Below are 7,599 nucleotides of genomic sequence, written 5' to 3'. Positions count from 1 at the left end.
CGCTTCCCGCGTCATGCAGCGCCACTTTCGATACGGCATCACGAATATCGTTGTGGTCACCGATCGCGTCCCGCGTTTCGGCCGCTGGCGAGTGCTTGCTTCCGGCACCTTTACCTTGCTCCAGCAATGCTGGATAGAAATGCTTTTCCTCCGCCGAAGCGTGGACTTCCAGAAAAGTCGCCAGCCGTTTCCACACCACAGTCAGTGCCTCGATATCCGTTCGATCAATCTCATCGAGGATCGCAAAGCGCCGACGCAGCTCGTGGTGGTCGTCGCAGATCAATTGGCATATGTCCATTCTTTTGCTCCTTACCTTGCAGTTTGTTTTGTCGCCAACAACGATGAAGTGAAACTTGCAGTGCTCCAAGCCACCCAGTGCGCATGGGTCTGAAAGCCACTCGTCGGACCCATCGGCGAACAGCGATCAGGGCTGCCCAGGCATCGCCATGCGCAGCGCCAGGCTGGCCATGATCCAGATGGTGCCGCCGACCATGATCGTCAACAGCAGGCCCGAGAACAGCAGCAATTGCAGATCCTCACGTTTTTGCTTGAATCCGATGTGCAGGAAGAAGCGAAAATGCACCAGCATCTGCACCAGCGCAAAGGCGCCGATGAGGATCAGCAACGAAAAGCGAGGGATTGCCGGAAACCAATGCACCAGCGCAAAAGGAACCACGGTCAGCAATAGCGCCAGACCGATGCCGCAGACGTAGGAATGAAATTCGCGGCGTTCCTCGCGCTTGCGATCCGCCGGCTCGTCGACCCCATCTAGTTGCGCGTTCATGCCAGTCCTCCCAGGTAAACCACCGTGAAGATCGCGATCCAGATGATGTCCAGAAAATGCCAGAACAGCGCCAGGCGCATGATGCCAAGCTTGGTCTTCGTATCCAGGCCGTAGCGCGCGATCTGGCCGACCAGGCAAATCAACCAGACGCAGCCGGCGGTGACATGCAAGCCGTGCAGTGGAACCAGGTCGAAGAACGCTGACAGGAAACCGCTGCGACTTGGTACGCCACCCTTGGCGAACATGCCGAAGATATCGTGCAGCTCGAAGCCGAGAAAGCCGAGACCAAGTACCAGGGTGACCAACATCCATCCGACCAGGCGCGCTTTGCCGTGTTTGTACTTCAACGCCAGCGATGCCATGCCGAAGGTGAAGCTGCTGGCCAGCAACAGCAGGGTTTCGATGAATACGCTTTTGATGTTGTACAGGTCGTGCGGGCCGGGGCCACCAGCCAGCGCATGTGTCGACAGCGAGGTCACATAGGTGGCGAATACCATCCCGAACAGAATGGCATCGCTCATCAGGAACACCCAGAAGCCGAAGATCATGCCCTGGGCCGCATCGTCATCACTGCCATGCGCCGGCCCCAGGTTCAATCCGGGATGCTTCATAACGTCCTGACTCATGGCACCACTCCGTTGGCCTGATGTTGTGCGAGGCCGACATTGACCGTCTTGCATTCATTCGCACGTGAAACTGCGGTGGCGGCGGCCACGGCGTCGATCCAGCGATGATGTTCCCGGCGCACTTCCTGCGCGCTGACCAAGCGCGTAGTGTCTCGTGCAAAGCCGCGAACGATCATGCTGGCGATCACGGCCAGTAACGCCGCAATCACCAGCCACCAGATATGCCAGACCAGACCGAAAGCGAGCGCAAAGCCAAGCGCGGCGATGACGAGTCCCATGGCACTGTTTTTCGGCAGCTCGATATCTTTGTAGGTATCGGGCCGCTCATAGGCGCTATGGTTCTCCTTGGCCATGGTGAATGCATCGCGGCCTTGCACTGACGGAATCACGGCGAAGTTGTATTCCGGCGGCGGCGCTGAGTTTGACCATTCCAGACTGCGTCCATCCCAGGGGTCGCCTACGAATACGCGGTTGGCATCGCGATCCCTGATCGATATCCACAGCTGCCACAGCAGAGCCAGCAGCGCGGCAAGTAGCAACAAAGCGCCGAGAAATGCCACCCATTCCAGCGGCACATAGCGCGCTTGTGCATAAGCGACCGTGCGGCGTGGCAACCCCATGATGCCCAGCGCGTACAGCGGGAAGAACGCACCCATAAAACCGAAGATCCAGCACAGCGCCGAAATGATGCCCCAGCGTTCGTTAAGGCGGAAGCCGAACGCCTTGGGAAACCAGAAATGATAGGCGGTGAGCATGCCGAACAGCACGCCGGGCACAGCCACGTTGTGGAAGTGCGCGACCAGGAACACGGTGTTGTGCACCTGGTAATCAATGGTCGGGTTGGCCAGCAGAATCCCGCTCATGCCACCCAGCACGAACAACAGAATGAAGCCGATCGAGTAGACCATGGGCGTGGTAAAGCGCACGCGTCCGCGAAACATGGTCAGCATCCAGTCGTATATCTTCACCCCGGTGGGGATGCCTATCAGCATCGAGGCGATGCCGAACACCGCGTTGATGTTGGCGTTCTGGCCCATGGTGAAAAAGTGGTGCAGCCAAACGGTGAACGAAAGGATGGCGATGGCCATGGTCGCCATCACCAATGAGCGGTAGCCGAACAACGCCTTGCCGGAAAATGTCGCGATAACTTCCGAATAGACACCGAACGCCGGCAGGATGAGTATGTAAACTTCCGGATGCCCGAACAGCCAGAACAGGTTGGCGAAATTCATCATGTTGCCGCCAAGCGCATTGGTGAAATAGTGGAAGCCCAGGTACCGATCCAGCGCCAGCTGGGACGTGGCCACGGTCAACGGCGGCATTGCAAAGATCATCAGGATGGCGGTGCACAGTGCAGTCCAGGTGAACAGCGGCATGCGCATCAGCTTCATGCCGGGCGCACGTTCCTTGTAAATGGTCACGGCGAAATTGATGCCGGTCAACGTCGACGCCAGCCCAGCCAGCGACAGCGCCCATATCCAGTAATCGGGCCCGACGCCCGGACTGAACGTGGCTTCTGTATACGGCGGGTAGCCGAACCAGCCGCCGGTGGAAAACTTGCCGATGACCAACGACACCATGACCAGCGCCGCGCCAGCCGCGGTCAGGCCCAGGCTGATCGAGTTGAGCACGGGAAAGGACACATCGCGGGCGCCGATCTGCATCGGCATCACGTAGTTGATCACGCCGGTGAGGAACGGCATTGCCATGAAGAAGATCATGATGGTGCCGTGGGTACTGAACAGCTGTGCAAAATGGTCGGGTGAGAGAAACCCGCCATGCAGACCAACCGCCTGCTGTGCGCGCATCAACACCGCTTCGATGAGCGCCCGCGTCAGCATCACCAAGGCGATCACGATGTACATGATGCCGATCTTCTTGTGATCAGTACTGGTCACCCAATCCGACCAAAGCGGCCGCCACAGCTTGTACTTGGTCAGCAGCGCAATGACCACCAGCGCGCCGATCACCACGAGCGATGCGGCGCCGGTCGCGATGATACCGTTGATGATGTTGCTCATGGTGGGGTGCTGCAGCATGTCCCAGAACGGCAGCGAATGCAGGCTGAGTCGACCCAGGAAGGGGCCGCCGGAATCGGCAACGATACTCATTGGCTTGGCTCCGTCACTGCCCCCGAATTGCGTTTCGCTGGCGTCGTGGCCGCGCTGGCGGACGCGAAGACGGTGTTTGGCAATGTCTTGGTGCCATCCATGGTGGCCTTGACCACGGCCGGGAACAGCGTTTTGCCAACTCCCGTGAAATACACGTTGCCGCGCATCGACGTGGCCTTGGGCAGCGCCGCAATCAGGTCGCTGCGGGTCGAGCGCCGCGCGATGAGCTTCAAGGTCTGCGCATCCAGAACGATGCCGGTCGCGCCAACCTTGATCACCCACGCCTTGAAGTCGGCCGGCGACATCGCCAACGCAGTGAACTTCTGCTGGTGGAAGCCGTTGCCGTTGTACATGGTGTTTTCACCCAGCGATTTCCCGGGCTTGCTTGCCTCCAGGTTGAGCTGCGACACCATGCCGCCCATGGCGTAGATCTGGCTTCCCAGCGCGGGAATGAACAGCGATTGCATCACTGTGGCGGAAGTTATGTGCAGCGACACTGGGCGTCCAACCGGCATGGCCAGTGTGCCGATGCTGGCGATGCCCTGGTCGGGATAGATGAACAGCCACTTCCAGTCATAGCCGATCACTTCTACCCGAAGTGGTGCCTGCTTCGAGACAATCGGCTTGTAGGGATCGAGCTTGTGCGAGTCGTGCCAGACGAAGAAGCCGAGTATCGCCACGATGATGATGGGTCCGCCCCAAGCCATGATTTCCAGCAGTCTGGAAAAATCCCAGTTCGGTTTGTAAGTAGAGGATTTGTTTCCATAACGGTAGCGCCAGGCCCAGTAGGGCAGCAGCACGAAAATCGGTCCAGCCACCAGTACGGCCATCACTGCAAGCACCCAGTAGAAATGCCAGCGCTGCTGGTGCGCTATCGGTCCCTGCGGGTCAAGAAAGGTGAGATGCGTGTCTCCTGCGCATGCGACGAGCAGCAAGATTACGCCGCAAACGGCAGCCAGTCGGACCATCCGCAGCAACAGTTTGATGACTGCAGGAGGATGACGCCGCGCGCCCGCGACGCGGGAGCGGCCTACGTTCCTGGTCGTCGCCGGTTCGCGTGAGCTGGATGCACAGGAGCAGTCGTTTGTGCTGTTCACGAAGAAGTCTTCCTTATCTTCTGGTCAACTCTGCGCCAGTGTGACGTCGCGCTTTGCCGTGCCGTTTTCCCGCCTGCCGTTACGATAAGGCAAGCCTCTTCAGTTCAACCAGCCACCGCTGAAACCAAGCCGCTTCAGGCCCTTCTTGAACACGGTGGAGTTTCTGGTCAGCTCCCAGATCAGCCCCGTTCTTGCGTTCTCGATCATCATCACCACCAACCCCTGGTCGATGCCGAAGCAGGCCGGTGCCACCCATCCGGCTTGCGTTTCGCCGGGCAGGGAGGGGTTGATAGCACCGACAAATTGGCCGTTGTTCAGGGCGCCCGGATAAGCCTTCAGGATGGCGCGAATACCGTCCAAGGCCTGCTCGGGGGCGTGCGCCACACAGGTGGTCGCTGCCCACGGCACCAGCGTGCCGTCATCCGGCCCCGCGGTCACACCACGCGCGACATAGCCGTCGAACTGCATGGTATTTCCGTTGTGCATGGTGAGCTTGCCGTGCGGGCCAGTACACGCCGAAAGCCCCCAGATGTTCTCGCCGTAGCCGCGATAATTGTTGGGGTTGAGCTGCGCATACTCGCGCTGCACGGTGATCGCGCGACGGGTGTTTTCAAAATAATCGATATCCGCATGCTTGCTGACGAAACCATCCTGCAGCCCGTGAAGATCCAGCCACGCTTGCGGAAAAAGATGGATGAACAGCGGCGTGGCGTGAATCCAGTCGAGGCCGGCGTTGTGATGCCATTCGTAGCCTTGTGCGTCCTTCTCGAACACTTCCCGCGGCATCGGATGCGACGTGGAAGCGGCACCCAGCACATACATCACCAGAGCCTCGGTGTAGCCTCCCCAGTCCGTCTGTTTGAACCCCTGGCCGGGCTTCCACGATTGGTTGATATCACCTTTGTCGCCATCCAGTGTCCAGGTCCAGTCGGCGCGGTCGCGCAACTGCTTGGCCAGCGAACGAATTTGCTTTTCTGCATGGCTTTTGCGATCAAAATATTCGGCCGCCACCAGCATGCCGGCCAGCAACATCGCGGTGTCAATGGTAGACAGCTCACACGCTTGCGCACGCTTGCCGCTTTTCATGTTCAGAAAATGGTAATAGAAACCCTTGTGGCCGGTGGCGTGCGCATCGCTTGCCTGCCGGCTGTCGGCAAAGAATTGCAGGGTCTTCAACGTGATGTCGGTCGCCTGCTTGCGGCTCAACCAGCCGCGCTCCACGGCCACCGGATAGCACGACAGCGCGAATCCGGTGGCGGCGATACTGGCAGCAGCACCGGGTTTGGTGTTGTCCGCGACCAGGCCATTGTCCGGATTGACGTTCTCGGTGAAGTAGCGGAACGCAGCGGACTGCAATTGGTCAAGAAGTTTCTCGTCCTTGGTGCTGAATTCATGCGGCACGGTCACTGGAACTTCCGACTTCGCCTTTCCTTTGGTGGCAGCCTTCTTCTTCGGCATCTCGAACGACAGTTCGATTGCGGTGACCGACTGCGCTTGCACGGTGATCTCGATGTTGCTGGCCTTGCCGCTGCTGTTGATCTTGACCTTTTGCGGTTTCATCCGCGAGGCCTCGATCATCGCCGCCACTTCATCGGCATCGGGATAGCGCGGCTCGCCCTGCATCTTCCAAGTGGCCTTGGCATTGGCGTGCTTGGCATCGATGCGAAGCATCTGCGCAGCGGCCAAGTCGGGCAGATTGAACAACTCCAGGTTCACCGCCTCGGCCTTGACCGGATGTAGCGGCAACGCCAGGTTGACAATGACCACCGTGGCCGAGTGTTCCGCGCGTGCCACCCACACCTGCACGGTGTCGTGCTTGCCCTTGACGGGCAACTTCTCATCGCCCAATCGGTGCAGCAATTCGAACGTGCGATAGGCCGGCTTGGGGATGCCGTGGATATTCATCAAGCCGAAACCGCCCTGGAACGGTTTGGACGGGAAATAGTTCTCCTCGAAAATATCGGAGAATGTCCAGTAGCTGTAGGCATCGACCAGGGTGCCCATGTTCAACATCGCCTGCATCACATAGGCGGCCGCATACGGGTCGTCGTGCAACTCGTCGCGCGGATTGGATGACGTGCACCACTCGGTGTAGTACAGCGGCTGCTTGCCCACCAGCTTGCGCACCTTCTGCGCGCGCTGCCGCAAGATGCCGATCTTGCTCTTGGACAGGGTCTGCTTGGTGTCGTCACCGGGGCTGCCACGCGCGTCAGTCGGGTAGGTATGGGTGCTGATGAAATCCGGCTTGACGCCGGCCTTCTTGCAGTACACCAGAAAATCGTCGATCCATGCGTTCTGCGCGGTGACCGGGCCGCCGACCTTGAGCGCCGGGTGCACGTGTTTGAGCGCCTTGTGGGTCACTTCAAACAAATGGAAATAGTCTTCCTGGCTGCCGGTCCAGAAACTGTCCATGTTGGGCTCGTTCCAAACTTCCATCGGCCACAGCGACACTTCGTTGGCGCCGTAACGATCAATCCAGTGACTGGCGGCCTTGGATACCAAGGTGGCCCACTGGCCGTAATCGGCCGGCGGCGTGACGTTGGCCTTGTAGTGGAAAGTGGTCTGCTCACCCGAAGCCAGCGCGGTTGGCATGAAACTCAGCTCGACGATGGGTCGCATGTCGATGGAACGCAGGAAGTCGTAGATCTGGTCAGCGTTGTGAAACGAGTAGATCAGCTCGTCGTCCTGGTCGATGACGGTGTTCATGCCGTCGTCGAGCAGGCCGTGAAAACGCACGTGGCGAAAACCCAGTTCGTCGTGGCATTGATTGAGTTGCGACTGCCAATCGGCCCGCAGCGCCAGAGTGGCATGACCGCTTCCGACGCTGTGTTCCCAGAAATGCGGGAGTGGCTCCGATTTGCCGGAGAAGTCGCAGGTGAATCGTGTGGACATGCCGTATCGCCTTGGGTTGAACGGTTATGTTCTGAAGGCGACAAAGGGATTGGCTTGACGTCTACGGAGCCTTTTTACCGTAGCACCAA

At 59.1% G+C, this 7,599-nt stretch carries 6 protein-coding genes; all 6 read right to left on the bottom strand.

Annotation, left to right across the window (positions count from 1 at the left end):
• Nucleotides 1-283: hemerythrin domain-containing protein (locus tag PF446_RS03135; RefSeq protein WP_298069646.1), on the bottom strand; the 283-nt coding region annotated here is incomplete at its 3' end.
• Between the two features lie 141 nt (nt 284-424).
• Entirely contained in the window at nt 425-784 is a 360-nt protein-coding gene (locus PF446_RS03130; RefSeq protein ID WP_298069643.1) for a cytochrome C oxidase subunit IV family protein, read from the bottom strand.
• A complete protein-coding gene (locus tag PF446_RS03125; RefSeq protein ID WP_298069641.1) occupies nt 781-1,410 on the bottom strand; it encodes a cytochrome c oxidase subunit 3 in 630 nt (209 codons plus the stop codon). Before PF446_RS03125 ends, PF446_RS03130 begins: the two co-directional genes overlap by 4 nt.
• On the bottom strand, nt 1,407-3,521 hold the full coding sequence (locus PF446_RS03120) for a cbb3-type cytochrome c oxidase subunit I (RefSeq protein ID WP_298069639.1): 2,115 nt from the start codon (nt 3,519-3,521) through the stop codon (nt 1,407-1,409). Before PF446_RS03120 ends, PF446_RS03125 begins: the two co-directional genes overlap by 4 nt.
• The gene (locus PF446_RS03115) at nt 3,518-4,456 is read right to left on the bottom strand and encodes a ubiquinol oxidase subunit II (RefSeq protein ID WP_298069637.1); all 939 of its coding nucleotides are present in this window, start codon (nt 4,454-4,456) and stop codon (nt 3,518-3,520) included. The genes PF446_RS03120 and PF446_RS03115 overlap by 4 nt, the downstream gene beginning before the upstream one ends.
• 261 nt (nt 4,457-4,717) lie before the next feature.
• Nucleotides 4,718-7,510 carry a glucoamylase family protein gene (locus PF446_RS03110; RefSeq protein ID WP_298069634.1) on the bottom strand — a complete coding sequence of 931 codons (2,793 nt, stop codon included), beginning with the start codon at nt 7,508-7,510 and terminating at the stop codon, nt 4,718-4,720.
• Nucleotides 7,511-7,599: the final 89 nt, after the last annotated feature.

The sequence above is a fragment of the Oleiagrimonas sp. genome, assembly GCF_027858935.1.
Lineage (GTDB): Bacteria > Pseudomonadota > Gammaproteobacteria > Xanthomonadales > Rhodanobacteraceae > Oleiagrimonas.
This window is presented reverse-complemented; position numbering and strand designations above follow the sequence as displayed.

What these genes read in the sequence shown, in the direction of transcription:
- PF446_RS03130 (WP_298069643.1), bottom strand. Translation starts at nt 784, where the DNA reads ATGAACGCGCAACTAGATGGGGTCGACGAGCCGGCGGATCGCAAGCGC.
- PF446_RS03110 (WP_298069634.1), bottom strand. Translation starts at nt 7,510, where the DNA reads ATGTCCACACGATTCACCTGCGACTTCTCCGGCAAATCGGAGCCACTC.
- PF446_RS03125 (WP_298069641.1), bottom strand. Translation starts at nt 1,410, where the DNA reads ATGAGTCAGGACGTTATGAAGCATCCCGGATTGAACCTGGGGCCGGCG.
- PF446_RS03120 (WP_298069639.1), bottom strand. Translation starts at nt 3,521, where the DNA reads ATGAGTATCGTTGCCGATTCCGGCGGCCCCTTCCTGGGTCGACTCAGC.